This window comes from Streptomyces sp. NPDC045955 (assembly GCF_056430805.1).
In genome coordinates, this window is record NZ_JBWKKY010000002.1 from 159933 (window position 1) to 176796 (window position 16864).

The window sequence follows — 16864 nt, forward strand, 5'->3', positions numbered from 1 at the left end:
TGTTTCACGTGAAACAGCACGGCGGGGCGGGAGACTCCCGGGCTCTGATGTCCGAGCCTCAAGTCTCCCGCCCCGCCGTGCTGTTGGATCCGGCGGCCGTCAGGGACGGTCGTCGGGCTTGGAGGCCTCGTCCTCGGCCTGCTTCGCCTCGACCTCCGGGTCCAGAACGGACTCGCCACTGCCGTCCACGGAGGACAGACGGCCCGACTCGGGAACCTCCGTCGCGGCGGGCGGCTCCACCAGCCAGTCCGGGTTGGCCTGCTTGTCCCACCATTTCCAGGCCGCGAAGGCACCGCCCGCGAGGGCGCCCAGAACGACCAGCGTCTTCATGGCCCGGCCGGCCTTCGCCCGCCGTTCCTGCCTGCGGATCAGCTTCTGGACCTCCTTCGACGAGACCTGCCCGCGCAACGCGGCCATCGCGGCCACGCTCCGGGCAGCGGCCTCGCTCGTGACGGGCACGGCCGCGGCCATCGCCTGCTCGAGCCTCGGCCTGGAGTACTCCGCCGCCTGCCGGGCGGCCTTGCGCGTGCGGACGGCGGCCTCGTGGGCGGCCTGGTCGACCTTCGGCGGCACATGCGTGCGGGCCTGCTCCAGATACGGCTGCACATAGGCGCCGTACTGGACGCGCGCCTGCCCGGCGGCCTGCGTCACCTTGGGCGCTAGCCGTACGCGTGCCTCGTGTGCGTAGTGCGCGGCCCTGTCCTTGGCCGTGTCGGCGTAGGGCGCCACCACTTCCGCGGCGTGCAGCACGCTGTCCTTCGCCGAACCTGTCGCGGCGCGCACGCTGTCGATGCGGGTCACGGGTTCCTCCTCCTCGGTGGCGTACGGTATTTCGACTTTCCACCCTTTTACGGATCATGCCTCCCGGCGCACCGCCAGGCATGCGCGGGCGGGCATCCGGGTCACGGGAGCCGGCTCCGGGCCACCTCCGGTCGAGAACCGATCAAGAGCGGACCGAACACTGATCGGGAGCCGATCACCTGCAATAGCGGATGAATAGGGTTCAACAGGAGCTTGTCGTCGACAATGCCACGGATCGCCGCCGCGCGCCCCCGCCCCGGGACTACTCGACTGGTTTTCCGCGAGCGGCCGACCCGGTTCGCCTCCCATGAACCGAGGCCGGGCGACGCGGAGCCCCGTTCATGCGAGGATCAGGGAGTCACAGAAAGACAACGGAAGGCAGATCGTGGCTGAGCAGCTCTACGCCACCCTGAAGACCAACCACGGCGATATCGAAGTCCGGCTTCTGCCGAACCACGCCCCCAAGACGGTCAAGAACTTCGTCGAGCTCGCCCAGGGCGAGCGGGAGTGGACCCACCCGCAGACGGGGCAGAAGACCACGGACAGGCTCTACGACGGCACGGTCTTCCACCGGGTGATCAGTGGCTTCATGATCCAGGGCGGTGACCCGCTGGGCAACGGCACCGGCGGCCCCGGCTACCAGTTCGAGGACGAGTTCCACCCGGACCTGCGCTTCGACAAGCCCTACCTGCTGGCGATGGCCAACGCCGGCCCGGGCACCAACGGCTCTCAGTTCTTCATCACCGTCTCCCCGACGGCGTGGCTGAACCGCAAGCACACCATCTTCGGCGAGGTCACCGACGCGGCCAGCCAGAAGGTCGTGGACACCATCGCCACGACCCAGACGAACCCGCGCACCGACCGCCCGGTCAACGACGTGGTCATCGAGTCGGTCGTCATCGAGAACCGCTGAGACCCGCCGAGTGCCGAAGCCCTCGCAGGGAACCAATCGCCCCGCTCGTCCGTAAAGATGAGCGGGGCGGGCTTTTCTCATCACGACCAAGGGGATCCCATGGACGACCAGGCTGCGGGCAGCCCGCAGGACGCCCACAGCGTCCCCATGTGCTACCGCCACCCGGATCGCGAGACGGGCATCCGCTGCACCCGCTGTGAGCGCCCGATCTGCCCCGAGTGCATGGTCAACGCCTCCGTCGGCTTCCAGTGCCCCGAGTGCGTCCGCAGCGGCTCCGGCACCGGTCACGCGCCCACGGCCGCCATGCCCCGGACGATCGCCGGCGGCACCCTCCACGCCGACCCCCGCCTGTTGACCAAGATCCTCATCGGGATCAACCTGGCCGTCTTCATCGCCATCCAGGCCCAGGAGTCTCTCGCGACCGACCTCGCCCTGGTCGGCGCCTGGCCGCCCGCGCCCTTCACGCCCACACAAGGCGTGGCGGGAGGCGAGTGGTACCGCATGGTGACGTCGATGTTCACGCACCAGGAGATCTGGCACATCGCGTTCAACATGCTCAGCCTCTGGTGGCTCGGCGGCCCACTCGAAGCGGCTCTCGGCCGTGTGCGCTATCTCGCGCTCTACTTCATCTCCGGACTCGCGGGCAGCACCCTGGCCTATCTGCTGGCCTCGCCGAACACGGCGACGCTGGGCGCCTCCGGCGCGATCTTCGGCCTGTTCGGCGCCACGGCCGTGCTGATGCGCCGGCGTAATTACGACATGCGGCCCATCATCGCGCTGCTCGTGATCAACCTGATCTTCACCTTCAGCCCGGGCTTCAACATCTCCTGGCAGGCCCACATCGGCGGCCTCGTCGCCGGTGTCGTCGTCGGATACGCCATGGTCCACGCCCCGCGCGAGCGACGTGCCCTGATCCAGTACGGCACGTGTGCGCTGGTCCTCGCCGTGGTCATCCTGTTGACCCTGTTGAGGACGGCCCAGCTCAGCTGAGCGCCAGCGTTGTCCACAGCGGGTGGCGGATCTTGTGCATAGGGTGCGGGAACACCTGTGCCCCCTGACACTGACCCGCGTTTCCGCAGGTCAGGCAGGGGGCGAACAAGTTTTCGAGTTGCGGTACTTCCGTCATACTGGCGTCAACACTCAACGAGTTATCCACAGATCGTCGTTTCTTTTCCACCTGTGGAAAACCGCTGTGGATAACTCAGTGAACAACCCTGGGCAGAGCTGCGTTCACCTGCCGGTGACCGCTACTTCCACTGGGTCGAGACACCGAATCCGGCAGCGATGAAGCCGAAGCCGACCACGATGTTCCAGTTGCCCAGCGAGTCGATGGGCAGCGACCCGTCGGTGACGTAGAAGACGACGATCCAGGCCAGGCCGATGAGGAACATGGCCAACATGACGGGCGCGACCCAGGCACGGCTGTTCAGCTTGATCGCGGTCGCCTGCTTCGCGGGCGGCGGCGTGTAGTCGGCCTTCTTGCGGATACGTGACTTCGGCACGAGGGTCTCTCCTGTCGATGCGCTGCGTGGCCGCGCAGGTAACTGGGTCGGTCTCGGGGCAGCGTGAGGGGACTCTGAGTGCTCCCCCGGGCGTCCGTTAGCGTAGTGCTTCCGTGGCGCCGAAGGAGATAAGGGTACGTTGAGCAATTCTGCCGACTCCCCCGGGACGGGATCCACCCCTGAGCGCGCGCGCCGTTTCCGGCCCGTGCGGATCCTCACGGCGGCCGTCTTCGCTCTCGCGGGACTCATTTTCTTCACCAGCTTCGACACCGCCAAGGGCACCAACATCCGCACGGACACCTCGCTGCTGAAGCTGTCCGACCTCATCCAGGAGCGCAGCCGGGAGAACGGCGAACTGGACGAGACCAACGGGACCCTGCGCCAGGAGATAGAGGCGCTCGCCGAGCGCGACGACGGCAGCACCAAGGCGGAGGACGACAAGCTCACCGCCCTGGAGAGGCGCGCGGGCACGCAGAAGCTCACGGGCGAGTCGCTCACGGTCACGCTCAACGACGCCCCGCCGGACGCCACCGCCAAGCTGCCCGGCTACCCCGAGCCGCAGCCCGACTACCTGGTCATCCACCAGCAGGACCTCCAGGCCGTGGTGAACGCGCTGTGGCAGGGCGGGGCCAAGGGCATCAAGGTCATGGACCAACGGCTGATCTCCACCAGCGCGGTGCGCTGCGTGGGCAACACCCTGATCCTCCAGGGCCGCGTCTACTCACCGCCGTACAAGATCACGGCGGTCGGCGACCCGGACAAGCTCCAGAAGGCGCTCGCGGCGTCCCCGGCGATCCAGAACTACATGGTCTACGTCAACGTCTACGGGCTCGGCTGGAAAGTGGAGGAGAACGGGCCGGTGACTCTTCCCGGCTACTCGGGCACAGTGGATCTGCACTACGCGAAGCCCATGGAGGAGTAGAGCCTGGCCGGGGGAGCCGCCGGTGCGTGTGATCGTCAGGACCGTCAGCGAACTGTGCATCACCGTCGGCAGCCTGATCGTGCTTTTCGTGGTCTACGTGCTGTTCTGGACCGGCGTGCGGGCCGACGATGTCATGGACGACCAGATCGAACTGCTCCAGGAGCAGTGGGCGAAGTCGAGCGCGCCTCCCGCGGCGGCCGGCTCCTCCACCGCGAACACCGCGGGCCCGCCGAAACCCGCGCCCTACGCCGAGGGCAGGCCTTTCGCGATCATGTACATCCCGCGTCTTGGTTTCACGTGGAACAAGCCGGTGCTCGAAGGCACGGCCACCGGCACCCTGAAGAAGGGCCTGGGCCACTACGCGCAGACCGCTGGGCTCGGTCAGAAGGGGAACTTCGCGGTCGCCGGCCATCGGCGCACCCACGGTGACCCCTTCAAGGACTTTCCCCAGCTGAGGCGGGGTGACGCCGTGGTGCTGACCGACGGCGCGACCTGGTTCACGTATCGGATCGACAAAGGCCCGTACAAAACAGTGCCCTCCGACATCGAGGTGATCGACCCTGTCCCACGTACATCCGGGTACACGCGTTCAGGCCGCTATCTGACGCTGACCACGTGCGAACCGGAGTGGGGACACAGTCATCGGCTGATCGTCTGGGCGCACCTGGACTCCACACAGCCTGTGGAGGCAGGGAAACCTGAGGCGTTGCGCCGTTAGTCTGGTGGTTGTACGGCGTGGGTCTGGTGCCGTGGTACGACGGAAGGGACGGCATGTACGGCTGGATCTGGCGGCATCTGCCGGGGAACACGTGGGTGAAGGCGCTGATCTCACTCGTCCTGGTCGTGGCCGTGGTCTACGTCCTCTTCCAGTACGTCTTCCCGTGGGCGGAACCGCTGCTGCCCTTCAACGATGTGACGGTGGACAACCAGTGAGCGCGCGCATTCTCGTCGTCGACAACTACGACAGCTTTGTCTTCAACCTGGTCCAGTACCTGTACCAGCTGGGCGCCGAGTGCGAGGTCCTGCGCAACGACGAGGTGTCGACGGCGCACGCCCAGGACGGCTTCGACGGTGTTCTGCTCTCCCCGGGTCCCGGCACGCCGGAGGAGGCGGGCGTCTGTGTCGACATGGTCCGGCACTGTGCCGCCACGGGCGTCCCGGTCTTCGGTGTCTGCCTCGGCATGCAGTCGATGCAGGTGGCGTACGGCGGGGTCGTGGACCGCGCGCCCGAGCTGCTGCACGGCAAGACCTCGCTGGTCGAGCACACCAGCCGGGGTGTCTTCGCCGGCCTGCCCTCGCCCTTCACGGCGACGCGCTACCACTCGCTGGCCGCCGAGCCCGCGACGGTCCCGGCCGAGCTGGAGGTCACGGCCCGGACGCACGACGGGATCGTCATGGGTCTGAGGCACCGCGAACTGCCGGTCGAGGGCGTGCAGTTCCACCCCGAGTCGGTGCTGACCGAGCACGGGCACCGGATGCTCGCCAACTGGCTGGTGGAGTGCGGCGACCAGGGCGCGGTGGCGAGGTCGGCCGGGCTCGCCCCGGTGGTGGGCAGGGCCACGGCGTGACGGCGCTGCGCCCCGAGCGCGAGTCCGACACCTCGTACGGGCAGCAGTCGTACGGGGTGGCGGGTGCGTTCGAGGACTGGTCGGGTGGAGGGGCGTACGGGGCTTCTCCGCGGCCGGAACCGCAGGCGCAGCCGTCCTCGCCTGAGCCGTACCCGGCGTCGTACGAGCCCGTCCCGGACGAGCCGTATCTGCCTCCGGCCGACGAGGAGACGGTGGCGCTGCGGATACCGGATCCGCCACCGGCCGCGGCCGGTGACCCCGTATCCGCCGCTGTGGGCTCTTCCGTGACACGGCACGGCGGACCCGCCCACGGCGGCCGTGCGGCCCGCAGGAAGGCCGCCAAGCGCCGTCACGGGCGCCATGGCGGCGCTGCGGAGGGCCGCGCGGCGCAGGAATCGGTCCAGGGCTCGGCGCGAGAGGAGCGGCGGGCGCCGCTGTCGCGGGTCGAGGCGCGGCGGCAGGCGCGGGCGCGCAAGCCGGGCCCGGCGGTGGTGGCCAGCCGGGCGATAGGTGAGGTGTTCATCACCACCGGTGTGCTGATGCTGCTGTTCGTCACGTACCAGCTGTGGTGGACGAACGTGCGGGCGCACGCGCAGGCCGGCAAGGAGGCCAGCAGCCTCCAGGACGACTGGGCGAACGGCAAGCGCAACCCGGGAGTCTTCGAGCCCGGGCAGGGCTTCGCCATCCTGCACATCCCGAAGCTGGACGTGGTGGTGCCGATCGCCGAGGGCACGAGCAGCAAGGGCGTGCTCGACCGGGGCATGGTCGGCCACTACGCCGAGGGCGCGCTGAAGACGGCGATGCCCGGTGACAAGACCGGGAACTTCGGGCTCGCGGGCCACCGCAACACCCATGGAGAACCGTTCCGGTACATCAACAGGCTCACCAAGGGCGATCCGATCGTCGTGGAGACGCAGGACAAGTACTACGTCTACAAGATGGCGTCGATCCTGCCGGTCACGGCGCCCAGCAACACGAGCGTTCTGAACCCCGTCCCCCCGGGGTCGGGGTTCACCGAGCCCGGCCGTTACATCACGCTGACCACGTGCACGCCGGAGTTCACCAGCAAGTACCGGATGATCGTCTGGGGCAAGATGGTCGAGGAACGGCCGCGCAGCAAGGGCAAGCCGGATGCGCTCGTCAGTTAAGGGCAGATGACCAGTGGCAGCGACCACCGACACGGAGCACGAAGAGCACACCGGCGCGCAGGCGTCCCGGCCGTCCGCGGCCCGGCGCCGTCCCGGCCCGATCGCCATGGCGGTGAGCGTCTTCGGGGAACTCCTCATCACCGCGGGCCTGGTGCTGGGCCTGTTCGTCGCCTACTCGCTCTGGTGGACGAACGTGGTCGCCGACCGTGCGGCCGGGAAGCAGGCGGACAAGGTCCGTGACGACTGGGCTCACGGCCGGGGCGGCCCCGGTGCGCTGGACACGAAGAACGGCATCGGGTTCCTTCACGTGCCGGCGATGGCGAACGGCGAGGTCCTGGTCGAGAAGGGCACGACGAACAAGATCCTCAACGACGGTGTCGCCGGGTACTACACCGAGCCCGTCAAGGCGGTCCTGCCGATGTCGGGCAAGAAGGGCAACTTCTCCCTCGCGGCCCACCGGGACGGGCACGGTGCCAAGTTCCACAACATCGACAAGATCAAGATGGGCGACCCGATCGTCTTCGAGACGAAGGACAAGTGGTACGTCTACAAGGTCTACGACATCCTTCCCGAGACCTCGAAGTACAACGTGAAGGTCCTCTCACAGGTCCCGAAGGAGTCCGGCAAGAAGAAGCCGGGCCACTACATCACGCTGACGACCTGCACGCCGGTATACACGAGCACGTACCGGTACATCGTGTGGGGCGAGCTGGAGCGGGTGGAGAAGGTGAACGCGGACCGGACACCGCCGAAGGAACTGCGCTCCTAGCGCACTGCGGACTGGCGACGCCACCGCACGGCAGAGCCCCGGCACCCTGTGAAGGGTGCCGGGGCTCTGGCGTCACTCGGGTGCGACCCCGGCGGTCAGTCCTCCTCGCGGCCGGTGATGCCGCCGAAGATGCCGCCGTTGCCGCCGCCGCCGCCGTTGTTGTTGCCGCCGTTGTTGCCGATGCCGACGGTCTGGAGAGTGATCGTCGTCGCCGCCGGGTCGTCGACCTCCTGGTTACCCTGCGGGTCCTGGGCGGCGACGATGGCGGTGTCGCTCTGGTCGCTGCCGCCCGCGAACTGGATGTTGGTGAAGCCGGCCGCCGCGAGGATCTGCTTGGCCTGGCCGACGTTCTGGCCGACGACCTGGGGCACGCGCGTCTTCTGCTTTTCCTTCTTCTTGCCGATCTGGATGTTGACCGACGAGTTCGGGTCGACCGACGTGCCGGCCTGCGGCGTGGTCTGGATGACCTTGCCGACCTGGTTGTCGTCGTCCGTCTCCACCTCGGTGCAGTTGCCGACCAGGTTGCTGGCCTGCATCTGCGCCTTGGCCTGGTCGCAGCTCTGGCCGAGGACGTCCGGGACGGTGGACTTCTCCGCCTCCTTGGCGACGGTGAGGGTGATCGTGGAGCCCTTCTCCTGGTCCGTGTCACCCTTGGGGTCCTGCTCGATGACCACGCCGGGGGTGCGGTCGGACTCCTCCGTCTTCTGATCGACCTGGAAGCCCTTGCCCTCGAGCATGGCCTCGGCCTTCTCGTAGGTCAGACCGGTCACGTCCGGGACCGTCACCTTCGGCGCCCCGGTCGACACCACCAGGGCGATGGTGTCGCCCTTCTGGACCTCTGCTTCGGCCTTCGGGTCCTGCGAGCAGATGTTGCCCTTGATCTGCTTTTCGCAGGGCTTCTTGGAGAAGGTCAGTTTCAGGTCGGCGTTGTCGGCCAGCTTCCGGGCGTTCTCCTGCGTCTCACCGACGAAGTTGGGCGCGGCGATGGTGTCGTCACCCACCCCTCCGTTGCCGCTGAACGCCCACCGCCCGATCAGGATCGCTCCGACCAGCACGAGGATGCCCGCCACGACCAGCAGGATCGTCGAGGTGTTGGACTTGCGCTGCTGCTGGCGGCGCCGGTCCGGGCGGTCGTCGTAGCCGTAGCCGTCGTCGTCCGGGTTCATCGGGGGCAGCATCGACGTGGCGCCCGCGCCGGAGTCCGCGCGCAGGGCCGTCGTCGGCTGGTCGTCGGGGTAGCCGCCGTAGCCCACCGAGCCCATCGCGGCCGTGGCCGCGACCGGCTGGCCGTCGAGGCAGGCCTCGATGTCGGCGCGCATCTCGTCGGCCGACTGGTAGCGGTAGTCGGGGTCCTTGACCAGTGCCTTGAGGACGATCGCGTCCATCTCGGGCGTGATCTCGGGGTCGAAGACCGACGGGGCCTGGGCCTCTTCGCGTACGTGCTGGTACGCGACGGCGACCGGGGAGTCGCCGACGAAGGGAGGCCGCACCGTCAGGAGCTCGTACAGCAGACAGCCGGTGGAGTAGAGGTCCGACCTCGCGTCGACCTGCTCGCCCTTCGCCTGCTCCGGCGAGAGGTACTGGGCGGTGCCGATGACGGCCGCCGTCTGCGTCATCGTCATGCCGGAGTCGCCCATGGCGCGGGCGATGCCGAAGTCCATCACCTTGACCTGGCCGTTGCGCGTCAGCATGACGTTCGCCGGCTTGATGTCGCGGTGGACGATGCCGTTGCGGTGGGCGTACTCCAGGCCCTGCAGGATGCCGATGGTCATTTCCATGGCACGCTCGGGCAGGAGTTTGCGGCCGCTGTGCAGCAGTTCGCGGAGTGTCGAGCCGTCTACGTACTCCATGACGATGTACGGGATCGACACGTTGTCGATGTAGTCCTCGCCCGTGTCGTAGACCGCGACGATCGCGGGATGGTTGAGCGAGGCGGCCGACTGGGCCTCCCGGCGGAACCGGGCCTGGAAGGAAGGGTCACGCGCGAGATCCGCGCGCAGCGTCTTCACCGCCACGGTGCGGCCGAGGCGGGTGTCATGCGCGAGGTAGACCTCCGCCATGCCACCACGCCCGAGCACCTGGCCCAGTTCGTACCGGCCGCCGAGGCGACGCGGCTCTTCCATAGCTACCTACCAGCCCTCTCCGTCGGTCCCGACCGGAAGCTTGTACGGTCGGAGGCTGCCGTCCGGGCCTACCGTACCCGGCTCGCATTGTGTGACCTGGCCGAGCCCGTCAGCCGATACAGGACCGGTATCGCAACGTGCACCGTTGTGAAGCAGACGTGAGCGGAGTCACTGCTTGCTCTTGATGACCGCCTCCATCACGTTCCTCGCGATCGGCGCCGCGAGGCCGCCGCCGGAGATGTCGTCACGGACGGCGTTGTCGTCCTCGATCACGACCGCCACGGCGACCGGCGAGCTGCCGTCGTCGCCCTTGGCGTACGAGATGAACCAGGCGTAGGGGTTCTCGCTGTTGTCGACACCGTGCTGGGCGGTACCGGTCTTGCCGCCCACCTTGACGCCGGGGATCTTGGCGTTCGAGCCCGTGCCCTTCTCGACCACGGTCTCCATCATCGACTGGAGGATCTGGGCGTTCTCGGCCGACATCGGCTTGCTCAGCTCCTCCGGCTCGGTCTTCTCGATGGTGTCGACGTTCGGGGCCTGGAGTTCGTCGACCATGTACGGCTTCATCAGGGTGCCGTTGTTGGCGACGGCCGAGGCGACCATGGCCATCTGCAGCGGGGTGGCCGCGGTGTTGAACTGGCCGATGGAGGACAGCGCGGTCTGCGAGGGGTTCATGTTGTCGGAGAACACCGACGCGCTGGAGCGGACCGGGGTGAACTGCTCCTCGGTGAAGCCGAACTTCTTGGCCGCAGCCAGCATCTTCTCGTTGCCGAGGTCGGCGCCGATCTTGCCGAAGACGGTGTTGCAGGAGTACTGGAGCGCCACCCGCAGCGTCGCGTTCTTGCAGGGGATGTTGCCCTCGTTCTTCAGCTCCGTCGTGGTACCCGGCATGGTCCACGGCAGCGGCGTCTTGGTCTGCTGGTCCGCTTCCGTGTACAGCCCGTCCTCCAGGGCGGCGGCCGCGGTGAGGACCTTGAAGGTGGAGCCGGGCGGGTACGTCTCACGCAGGGCCCGGTTGAGCATCGGGTCGTCCGGGTTGTTCTTCTTGTCCAGCTTCTTCCAGGCCTCGGCGTCCTTGGAACTGTTGCCGGCGATCGACGAGGGGTCGTACGACGGGAAGGACGCCAGCGCCAGGATCTTGCCGGTGGACGGCTCCAGCGCCACGACCGCGCCCTTGCCGCCCTGCTTCTCCAGGCCGTTGTATGCGGCCTTCTGCGCGGCGGCGTTGAGCGTCGTGACGACGTTGCCGCCCTCCTTCTTCTTGCCCGTCAGCATGTCGAGCGTGTTGCGGAAGAAGAGCCGGTCGTCGTTGCCGGTGAGGATGCCGTCCTCGAGGTTCTCCAGCTGGTTGGCGCCGAAGGCCTGCGAGACGAAGCCGGTGACGGGCGCCCACATGGGCCCGTCCTTGTAGGTGCGCTTGTACTTGAAGTCGCCCGACGTGGTCGTCGCGTGCCCGGTGATGGGGTCGCCGCCGACGATGATGTCGCCGCGCGGCGAGGCGTAACGCTCGATCGAGACGCGGCGGTTCTTGGTGTCGGTCCTCAGCTCGTCGGCCTTGACGTACTGGATCCAGTTGTCGCGGATCAGCAGGGCAAGGACGAGCAGGCCGCAGAAGATCGCGATTCGGCGCAGGGGCTTGTTCATGACGGGCGGACCACCTGAGTCATCTCGGCGTCGGGGTTACCGGCGGGAGCAGGAGCCGGGCGGCGGGCGGTGTCGCTGATGCGCAGCAGGATGCCGATCAAAGCCCAGTTGGCGATCACGGAGGAACCGCCGTAGGCCACGAACGGCAGCGTCATACCGGTCAGCGGGATGAGGCCCATGACACCGCCGGCCACGACGAAGACCTGGAGGCCGAAGGCGCCGGACAGGCCGATGGCCAGCAGCTTGCCGAACGGGTCGCGGGCCGCGAGCGCGGTCCGAACGCCCCTCTCGATGATCAGGCCGTAGAGCAGCAGGATCGCCATGACGCCCGCCAGGCCCAGCTCCTCGCCGAAGGTGGCGAGGATGAAGTCGGAGTTGGCGGCGAAGCCGATGAGGTCGGAGTTGCCCTGACCGAGGCCGGTGCCGAGCGTGCCGCCGGAGCCGAAGGCCCACAGGGCCTGCATGGCCTGCTCGGAGTGGACGACACCGTCCTGGACGCCGGCGCGGGAGAGTTCGAACTCGCGCATCGGGTCGAGCCAGGCCTGCACACGCGTCTGGATGTGCGGTTCGAAGCTCGCCACACCGACGGCGCCGACCGCGGACATCAGCAGACCGAAGACGATCCAGCTGGTCCGCTCGGTGGCGACGTACAGCATGATGACGAACATTCCGAAGAACAGCAGCGACGTTCCGAGGTCGGTCTCGAAGACCAGGACGAGGATCGAGATCACCCAGACGACGAGGATCGGACCGAGGTCGCGACCGCGCGGCAGGTACAGGCCCATGAAGCGGCGGCTGGCCAGGGCCAGGGCGTCTCTCTTGACCATGAGGTAGCCGGCGAAGAAGACCGCGAGGGCGATCTTCGCGAACTCGCCGGGCTGGAGCGTACCGAGGCCGGGGATCTTGATCCAGATCTTGGCGCCGTAGACGTCCGCCCCGAGTCCGGGCACGAGCGGCAGGACCAGCAGGAACAATGCGCCGGCCATGGAGATGTAGGTGTAGCGCTGCAGGACGCGGTGGTCCTTGAGGAAGATCAGCACGGCCACCAGCAGGGCGACGCCCATGGCGGAGTACAGCAGCTGACGGGGAGCCGCCTCGACGAACGTCCTACTCGCCTGGAGCTTCTTCGACTGGTCCAGCCGCCAGATGACGACCAGACCGATCCCGTTCAGCAACGTCGCCAGCGGCAGCATCAGCGGGTCCGCGTACGGCGCGAACTTCCGTACGACGAGATGGCCGACGCCCGCGAGCAGCCCGAGCCCCAGGCCGTAGCTCAACAGGCCCGGCGGTACCGAGTCGTTGATGGCCAGGCCGACGTTGGCGTAGGCGAACACCGGGATGACGACGGCGAACACCAGCAGTGCCAGCTCGGTGTTGCGTCTGCTCGGTGCGCCGATCGCGCCGATCGTGGACGTGTGGTGCTGCGGCGAGTGCGATGTGTTCGTACCGCTCATCGTGTAACAGGGCCTCTCACGGCTTGCCTACTGCTTACCGCACAGCGAGACGACCTTCTGCTCTTCCTCCGAGAGGCTGGGGCCGGGGCTGGGAGTAGGTGCGGTCGTGGACGGGTTCGGGGACTTCTCAGGCGTCGACGGCGAGCCCGACGGGTTCGACGGGTTCGGCGTCGGTGTGGCCTTGGACGTGAAGGAGGCGGGAGTGGTTCCCGTGGTGCCCCCGGCCTCGCCTTCGCCGGTCTTGGCGTTGTTCTCGCTCTCGGCTTCGCGCCGCTGCGCCTGCTTCTTGCACGCGGAGGCCTGTACCGACAGTTCCTGGATCTTCGCCTGGGCGTTCTTCAGCCCGCCCTCGGCGATGGTCGCCTTGACCAGCTTCTGCTGGTAGGGCGGCAGGTACTTGAGTTCGATCTCGGGGTGGTCCTTCGCGACCTTCGACAGCGACACCCACGCCAGGTCCTGGCTGATCCCCCGGTACAGCGCGACGTGTTCGTCCTCGGCCCCGACGTAGTACTGCGTCTGCGTCCAGCGCCAGCCGCCGTACAGGCCGCCGCCGAGGACGGCCAGCGCGAGGGCGCCGTAGAAGGATCTCTTCAGCCAGCGGCCCTTCCTGCGCGGCTTGACGAAGTCGTCGTCGCCGTAGTCCAGGCCGGCCGCCGGGATGTAGCCGGTGGTGTCGCCGGAGCCGGGCGGGCCGAACTCGCCGCCGCCCTGGCTGTGTCCCTGGCGGCCGAGCCCGGAGGCGCGGCCGGCGGGGGTCTGCATGATGCCGTTGTCGTGCAGCTGGTGCTGGTTCTCGGCGACGGCGCCGACCACGACCGGGGTGTCGGACAGCTGCCCGGCGAGGGTGTCGCCGGTGTCGAGGTCGAGGACATCGGCGACGATGACGGTGATGTTGTCCGGGCCGCCGCCGCGCAGTGCCAGCTCGATCAGGTTCTGGACGGTCTCCTGGGGGCCCTGGTAGCTGGCGAGGGTGTCCTCCAGGGTCTGGTGGGACACCACGCCGGACAGGCCGTCGGAGCAGATCAGGTAGCGGTCGCCGGCGCGGACCTCGCGGATGGACAGGTCCGGTTCGACGTGGTCGCCGCTGCCGAGCGCGCGCATCAGGAGGGAGCGCTGCGGGTGGGTCGTGGCCTCTTCCTCGGTGATGCGGCCCTCGTCGACCAGGCGCTGCACCCAGGTGTGGTCCTGCGTGATCTGCGTCAGGACGCCGTCGCGCAGGAGGTACGCGCGCGAGTCGCCGACGTGCACCAGGCCGAGGCGCTGGCCGGTCCAGAGCAGGGCGGTGAGGGTCGTCCCCATGCCCTCCAGCTGGGGGTCCTCCTCGACCATCGAGCGCAGCTGGTCGTTGGCGCGCTGTACGGCCGTGCCGAGCGAGGTGAGGATGTCGGAGCCGGGGACGTCGTCGTCGAGCGCGACGATCGTGGAGATGGCCTCGGAGGAGGCGACCTCGCCCGCGGCGGCGCCGCCCATGCCGTCGGCGATGGCGAGCAGGCGCGGGCCGGCGTATCCGGAGTCCTCGTTGCCCTCCCGGATCATCCCCTTGTGCGATCCGGCGGCGAAGCGCAGTGACAGACTCATGCGCACCTCGCCTGTCGGCTCCGGGTACAGCCGGTCGTGTCGAGCCACACTGCCCACCCTCCGGTCGGGAGCGCGCCGGGGCCCGGGGTGGGGCCCGCCGCTGCGTGCTCGCTCCGCTCGCTCATTGTCGTACTACTTCCGCAGCTCGATGACGGTCTTGCCGATGCGGATCGGCGCGCCCAGCGCAATCGGTGTGGGAGTCGTCAGCCGGTTCCGGTCCAGGTAGGTGCCGTTGGTGGAGCCGAGGTCCTCGACGATCCACTGGCCGTCGCGGTCCGGGTAGATCCTGGCATGGCGGCTGGAGGCGTAGTCGTCGTCCAGCACGATCGTCGAGTCGTGCGCCCGGCCCAGGGTGATGGTCTGGCCCTGGAGCGCGACCGTCGTGCCCGTGAGGGTGCCCTCGGTCACGACGAGCTTGGTGGGAGCGTTCCGGCCGCGCCGGCCGCCGCCGGACTGCTGGCGCTGCTGCGGCGGGGCCTGGCGGGCGGCCTGCTGCTGCCGGCCGGCCTCCCGGCGCGATCCGCGCTGGGTGACGCGCGTACCGAACAGGTCGCTCCGGATGACCTGCACGGCCACGATCACGAACAGCCACAGTACGGCCAGGAAACCCAGCCGCATGACCGTGAGGGTCAGCTCTGACATTGCCCCCGCTTCACCCTTCGGCTTGCCGGTAAATGATGGTGGTACTGCCCACGACGATCCGCGAGCCGTCGCGGAGCGTAGCGCGGGTGGTGTGCTGCCCGTCCACCACGATGCCGTTGGTGGATCCGAGATCCTGGATCGTCGAGGGCGTTCCGGTCCGGATCTCGCAGTGCCGGCGGGAGACGCCGGGGTCGTCGATCCGCACGTCGGCGTCGGTGCTGCGGCCCAGCACCAGCGTCGGGCGGGAGATCTGATGGCGTGTGCCGTTGATCTCGATCCAGTGGCGCGTGCGTCCGCCGGCGGCCGGGGCGGCCGGGGGCCGCTGGGTGCTCGCGGCCGGCGGGTAGCCGTACCCGCCGGGGCGGCCGCCGGGCGGCGGCGCGGCCGGCATGGGCGGGGCGCCCGCGGGCGCGGCGGCAGGCGGGTAGCCGTAACCACCGGGGCGGCCGGCGGGCGGGGCGGCGGGCGCGGCGGCGCCTGACGGGGCCTGGCTGCTGGAGGAGGCGAGCGTACGGCTGCGCACCCGGTACAGGCCGGTGTCCAGGTCCTCCGCCTTCTCCAGGTGCACCTTGATCGGGCCCATGAAGGTGTAGCGCTGCTGCTTGGCGTAGTCACGCACCATGCCGGCGAGCTCGTCGCCGAGCTGGCCGGAGTAGGGGCTGAGCCGCTCGAAGTCCGGCGTGCTCAGCTCCACGATGAAGTCGTTGGGCACGACCGTCCGGTCGCGGTTCCAGATGGTGGCGTTGTTGTCGCACTCGCGCTGGAGCGCGCCGGCGATCTCCACGGGCTGGACCTCGGACTTGAACACCTTGGCGAAGGTGCCGTTGACCAGACCTTCGAGACGCTGCTCGAACTTCTTCAGGACTCCCATGGGGCACCTCCTCCGTCGCTGCCGTCCTGTGTACTGCCCTGCGGGCCGCTTGCCTGGTACTGCTTACTGATCGTATCCACGCGCCGCTCGATCGGCTGGTTCCCCCTGTCAGCACGGCCGACGGATGTCGACGGATGACGAAGTTCCCTGTGGAGCTCTCCTTCGAACTCCTCCGGTGGTACGGCTGCCGCGCAACCGCTCTCGCGTACTCCTGACAAGGATCGTAGAGGCGGCTGAAGACCAGTGTCCCGCACCCGGCTGTGGACCCCGACCGCCTCCTGGGGAGACAGGGGGTACCGGTACGAGGTTGATACGTGAAGCGTCACGCGTTGATACGTGGCCAGGGCACCGAAGGTTCGGAGGCGGGTCTGCCTGCGGAAGAACGGATGTGAATCCACCCCGTCCCGCGTGCTAATGTTCTGGGTGTCGGAAGGCGCCGGGCCCCCCGGGGCAGGAGCCCACGACACACCCAATGCGCGGGTGGCGGAATAGGCAGACGCGCTGGATTCAGGTTCCAGTGCCCGCAAGGGCGTGGGGGTTCAACTCCCCCCTCGCGCACCACGGAGCACCGACGAAAGTGCTCTAGCTGCACCGACGGAAGGGGCGGCATCGCGATGGCGATGCCGCCCCTTCCTGTTTCTGCGGTGTGATGTCCGTCTCTGGGCACGGCGAAGCGGGCCGTCGGTGGCTCAGAGCCGTCGGCGGTCCGCGTTCGTGTGTGGATCTTGCTTGAGCAGCTCTCGGGGCTTGCCCTGTGTGAGGAAGGTCTCAGCGCTGATGTATCCCGGGCGGCACCTCCGCCGGCCCGCACGCGACGGCGACGATCAGCCGCGCCAGATCATCCACGTCGACCAGGGAAAGCAGCCCGCGGCCACCGTCCCAGCGGGCCGGGACGCGGTCGAGCAGTTCGGCCAGGGCCGGTACCACCC

17 protein-coding genes and 1 tRNA gene are annotated in these 16864 nt (G+C 68.5%); 9 read left to right on the forward strand and 9 right to left on the reverse strand.

The window, feature by feature from the left end:
• Positions 1-99 precede the first annotated feature (99 nt).
• Entirely contained in the window at positions 100-801 is a 702-nt protein-coding gene (locus tag AC07F0_RS04055) for a DUF5324 family protein (protein ID WP_478973896.1), read from the reverse strand.
• A 385-nt stretch (positions 802-1186) separates the two neighbouring features.
• On the opposite strand from AC07F0_RS04055, the gene AC07F0_RS04060 reads away from it, so the two are divergent.
• Both AC07F0_RS04060 and AC07F0_RS04065 read left to right on the forward strand, forming a co-directional pair.
• Positions 1187-1714, forward strand: coding sequence for a peptidylprolyl isomerase (locus AC07F0_RS04060; protein WP_478973899.1), 528 nt, complete (start codon positions 1187-1189; stop codon positions 1712-1714).
• A 99-nt stretch (positions 1715-1813) separates the two neighbouring features.
• Positions 1814-2704 carry a rhomboid family intramembrane serine protease gene (locus tag AC07F0_RS04065; RefSeq protein ID WP_478973901.1) on the forward strand — a complete coding sequence of 297 codons (891 nt, stop codon included), beginning with the start codon at positions 1814-1816 and terminating at the stop codon, positions 2702-2704.
• 257 nt (positions 2705-2961) lie between these two features.
• Here AC07F0_RS04065 and crgA read toward each other — a convergent pair whose 3' ends face one another.
• Entirely contained in the window at positions 2962-3216 is a 255-nt protein-coding gene (gene crgA / locus AC07F0_RS04070) for a cell division protein CrgA (protein WP_010032600.1), read from the reverse strand.
• 139 nt (positions 3217-3355) lie between these two features.
• Here crgA and AC07F0_RS04075 point away from each other — a divergent pair, with 139 nt between their 5' ends.
• Genes AC07F0_RS04075 through AC07F0_RS04100 form a run of 6 tightly spaced genes read left to right on the forward strand, consistent with a single transcriptional unit; the run spans position 3356 to position 7623 of the window.
• Positions 3356-4138: a DUF881 domain-containing protein gene (locus tag AC07F0_RS04075; protein ID WP_478973904.1), complete on the forward strand. Its 783-nt coding sequence runs from the start codon at positions 3356-3358 to the stop codon at positions 4136-4138.
• 22 nt (positions 4139-4160) lie between these two features.
• Complete coding sequence (locus tag AC07F0_RS04080; protein ID WP_478973907.1) at positions 4161-4856, forward strand: class E sortase; 696 nt, start codon at positions 4161-4163, stop codon at positions 4854-4856.
• Between the two features lie 17 nt (positions 4857-4873).
• Positions 4874-5071, forward strand: a complete 198-nt coding sequence (locus AC07F0_RS04085) for a hypothetical protein (RefSeq protein ID WP_307176295.1) — start codon at positions 4874-4876, stop codon at positions 5069-5071.
• Positions 5068-5706 (forward strand): aminodeoxychorismate/anthranilate synthase component II, encoded by a 639-nt coding sequence (locus AC07F0_RS04090; protein ID WP_010032593.1) that lies wholly within the window; start codon positions 5068-5070, stop codon positions 5704-5706. The genes AC07F0_RS04085 and AC07F0_RS04090 overlap by 4 nt, the downstream gene beginning before the upstream one ends.
• On the forward strand, positions 5703-6854 hold the full coding sequence (locus tag AC07F0_RS04095) for a class E sortase (RefSeq protein ID WP_478973910.1): 1152 nt from the start codon (positions 5703-5705) through the stop codon (positions 6852-6854). The genes AC07F0_RS04090 and AC07F0_RS04095 overlap by 4 nt, the downstream gene beginning before the upstream one ends.
• A gap of 13 nt (positions 6855-6867) precedes the next feature.
• Positions 6868-7623, forward strand: coding sequence for a class E sortase (locus tag AC07F0_RS04100; RefSeq protein WP_478973912.1), 756 nt, complete (start codon positions 6868-6870; stop codon positions 7621-7623).
• Between the two features lie 95 nt (positions 7624-7718).
• Here AC07F0_RS04100 and pknB read toward each other — a convergent pair whose 3' ends face one another.
• The 6 genes from pknB to AC07F0_RS04130 all read right to left on the reverse strand — a co-directional run bounded on the left by pknB (position 7719) and on the right by AC07F0_RS04130 (position 15935).
• On the reverse strand, positions 7719-9746 hold the full coding sequence (gene pknB, locus AC07F0_RS04105) for a Stk1 family PASTA domain-containing Ser/Thr kinase (protein ID WP_478973914.1): 2028 nt from the start codon (positions 9744-9746) through the stop codon (positions 7719-7721).
• 168 nt (positions 9747-9914) lie between these two features.
• Entirely contained in the window at positions 9915-11390 is a 1476-nt protein-coding gene (locus AC07F0_RS04110; protein ID WP_478973916.1) for a peptidoglycan D,D-transpeptidase FtsI family protein, read from the reverse strand.
• Positions 11387-12844: an FtsW/RodA/SpoVE family cell cycle protein gene (locus AC07F0_RS04115; protein ID WP_478973918.1), complete on the reverse strand. Its 1458-nt coding sequence runs from the start codon at positions 12842-12844 to the stop codon at positions 11387-11389. Before AC07F0_RS04115 ends, AC07F0_RS04110 begins: the two co-directional genes overlap by 4 nt.
• A gap of 27 nt (positions 12845-12871) precedes the next feature.
• A complete protein-coding gene (locus tag AC07F0_RS04120) occupies positions 12872-14422 on the reverse strand; it encodes a Stp1/IreP family PP2C-type Ser/Thr phosphatase (protein WP_478973921.1) in 1551 nt (516 codons plus the stop codon).
• Positions 14423-14554: 132 nt separating this feature from the next.
• Positions 14555-15064 (reverse strand): FHA domain-containing protein FhaB/FipA, encoded by a 510-nt coding sequence (locus tag AC07F0_RS04125; RefSeq protein WP_020273104.1) that lies wholly within the window; start codon positions 15062-15064, stop codon positions 14555-14557.
• Between the two features lie 10 nt (positions 15065-15074).
• The gene (locus AC07F0_RS04130) at positions 15075-15935 is read right to left on the reverse strand and encodes an FhaA domain-containing protein (RefSeq protein WP_478973924.1); all 861 of its coding nucleotides are present in this window, start codon (positions 15933-15935) and stop codon (positions 15075-15077) included.
• Positions 15936-16409: 474 nt separating this feature from the next.
• On the opposite strand from AC07F0_RS04130, the gene AC07F0_RS04135 reads away from it, so the two are divergent.
• A tRNA-Leu gene (locus tag AC07F0_RS04135) sits at positions 16410-16496 on the forward strand.
• 207 nt (positions 16497-16703) lie between these two features.
• On the opposite strand, the gene AC07F0_RS04140 is transcribed toward AC07F0_RS04135, so the two are convergent.
• Complete coding sequence (locus tag AC07F0_RS04140) at positions 16704-16862, reverse strand: hypothetical protein (protein WP_478973926.1); 159 nt, start codon at positions 16860-16862, stop codon at positions 16704-16706.
• Between the last annotated feature and the right edge of the window lie 2 nt (positions 16863-16864).